The organism is Luteibacter sp. P4_E6 (genome assembly GCF_056401535.1).
In genome coordinates, this window is the sequence record NZ_JBFUJE010000629.1 from 1 (window position 1) to 2,092 (window position 2,092).

Annotated in this window: 3 protein-coding genes and 1 tRNA gene; 3 read left to right on the top strand and 1 reads right to left on the bottom strand. The window is 57.4% G+C overall.

Annotated features, from left to right (window positions below; all coding sequences use genetic code 11):
* Window positions 1–241: 241 nt before the first annotated feature.
* The 3 genes from AC1DT2_RS21670 (at window position 242) to AC1DT2_RS21680 (ending at window position 1,572) form a co-directional block, all read left to right on the top strand.
* Window positions 242–318: transfer RNA gene (locus AC1DT2_RS21670), tRNA-Met, on the top strand.
* 304 nt (window positions 319–622) lie between these two features.
* Window positions 623–1,270 (top strand): DUF3800 domain-containing protein, encoded by a 648-nt coding sequence (locus AC1DT2_RS21675; protein ID WP_477298663.1) that lies wholly within the window; start codon window positions 623–625, stop codon window positions 1,268–1,270.
* Between the two features lie 71 nt (window positions 1,271–1,341).
* The gene (locus AC1DT2_RS21680; RefSeq protein ID WP_063573668.1) at window positions 1,342–1,572 is read left to right on the top strand and encodes a hypothetical protein; all 231 of its coding nucleotides are present in this window, start codon (window positions 1,342–1,344) and stop codon (window positions 1,570–1,572) included.
* Window positions 1,573–1,604: 32 nt separating this feature from the next.
* Here the strand turns inward: AC1DT2_RS21680 and AC1DT2_RS21685 are convergent.
* The coding region (locus AC1DT2_RS21685) for an alpha/beta hydrolase family protein (protein WP_477298664.1) at window positions 1,605–2,092 on the bottom strand (488 nt) is incomplete at its 5' end.

A 2,092-nucleotide genomic window follows, 5' to 3' on the forward strand; every position in this document is an offset into this window, starting at 1 on the left:
GGTCGTAGGTTCGAATCCTACCCCCGCTACCAGCTTTATAAGAAAAGGCGCGAACCTCACGGTTCGCGCCTTTTTCTTTGTGCGCTGTCACTGACACCTTGTCCGTTCGCATGGCTTCAACAGGGTGGCTGGGAATGCGTTTCATGACGCGTCGAGCACGCACTGGGCGAACGCATCCGCAATCTTATGCATGCTGACGGTGGTGATGTGCCTCACTTCTGGGTATACTTGSCGRCTCTGATGCGGGGTGGAGCAGTCYGGYAGCTCGTCGGGCTCATAACCCGAAGGTCGYAGGTTCRAATCCTACCCCCGCTACCAGTATTCCTAAAAAGCGCGGACCTCACGGTTCGCGCTTTTTCTTTGGGCGGGCTTCCGCGGTTGGCGACAAACAGGAGGTTGCCAACGTGGATGAGCGGTTCCCTTACACGACATAGGGGCTGGCAGCGGGTTGACTCAGAATGCCCCGAATCCGATACTTTCGCTCGACAGGTAAATCCTGGGTTTGCCGCGATACCCATGAAGGCGTCGTAAGCGCGTTGTAAACGCGTCGGTCCCAGGGACTGTCACCTTCTTCAAAGGCCTCCTCACGGAGGCCTTTTTTTTCCGGACAAGGAACGCCGGTTTGCATATCTATGCCGATGAAAGTGGCGACCTAGGCTGGCAGTTTGACCCGCCGTACGGTCAGCGGGGGTCCAGTCGGTATTTCACTATCTTTGCCGCCTGTGTTCCCGATGAGAAGTGTCATCTCCTCGATCGCGTCGTGCGCGACATGTACAAGGCAAGTCGCTGGGATACGAAGAAAGAGCGGAAGTGGACCGACGCTTGCGAGCCTTCGCGCCGCCATTTTTCTCAGCGTGCCGCTTCGCTGCTTGCGAAGCACGACGACATTTCTTACCACGCGATTGTCGCGTACAAGCCCAACGTCATGGCCTATTTAAGGGGTGATCCCAACAAGCTTTACAATTACATGCTGAAGTTGATGCTGATTGACGAGATGAAAATGCACGATCGCGTGCACTTCATTCCTGACAATCGATCCGTGAAAGTCGAAAGCGGGAACTCTCTGCATGACTACCTGCAGACGATTCTCTGGTACGAATCCGGTGTGAGAACGGTACTTCATACCACCAGCACGGACAGCAGGCGATGCATGGGCCTACAGTTTGCGGATTTCATGGCCGGTGCGACTGCCGCTCACTTTGAGCGCGGAAGGAGCCAGTACCTCGCGACGCCAGGCCTTCACGTCAAGCTTCGAAAGCTCTATTTCTGAGCTGCCCGGACTCATCTCAGCGCATGCGAGCGCAAGGGAGCATGATGTCGGTCTACTCTTAAGGTGACAGCATGGAAACGATCTACGTGGTGCAGGGCTTCAAGGCCGGCAAGCGGGGCAGGACAGAGGCTATGACGCCGCTGTCATTCAAGACCGAACTCGAAGCGAGGCGCAGGGCCGTGCGTCTCGGTGAGACGTGCCTGGGTGTCATCGCATTCGCGCAGACGGCAAATCCCGAAACTGGCGACTATGCTGATCCAATCATGCTCGAAAGCATTGGCGATGTGCCTGAGATGACTTGAAGAGGCGTGGCCTTGAGGATCGCCGGAAGCTCTCACGGTCGATGCGGCCCTTCCAGGACACGTTGTAGGAAGTCTCGTATGTCGCCGTGAAGCGAAGGCTGGATGTCGGCCCTGTCGAACCCTTCGGGATCTTGAGAGGGCGCGAAATCCGGGCGTGTCATGGATGGCGGAAAGACGCTCATGAATGAAAAGTGGCCCGCACCGGCGATGCACTTGTGATCGACCCACTCAGGGTGCCGCACGCCGCGTTTGACGATATCTGCGTGCCAGTCAGGAGTGACTTCGTCGTTTCCGCCTGTTCGCATGAGGATCGGTATCTGCACGTCGGACAGTGATCCTTCCAACTGGAACCAGGGTGTTGCCGGGGCGAGGAGCACCAGTGCACGCACCCGGGGGTCGGGCGATACCTTCAGAGGGTACGGTGCGCCGTTTTCACTTTCGCGGAGAGACGTCCAGGGCTGACCACCCGCTACCGACAATGCCGTATATCCGCCGATGGAATGGCCGATCAGTCCAACGC

Excerpts from the sequence above, each read along its gene's own strand:
- AC1DT2_RS21680 (WP_063573668.1), top strand. The coding sequence starts at position 1,342 with ATGGAAACGATCTACGTGGTGCAGGGCTTCAAGGCCGGCAAGCGGGGC.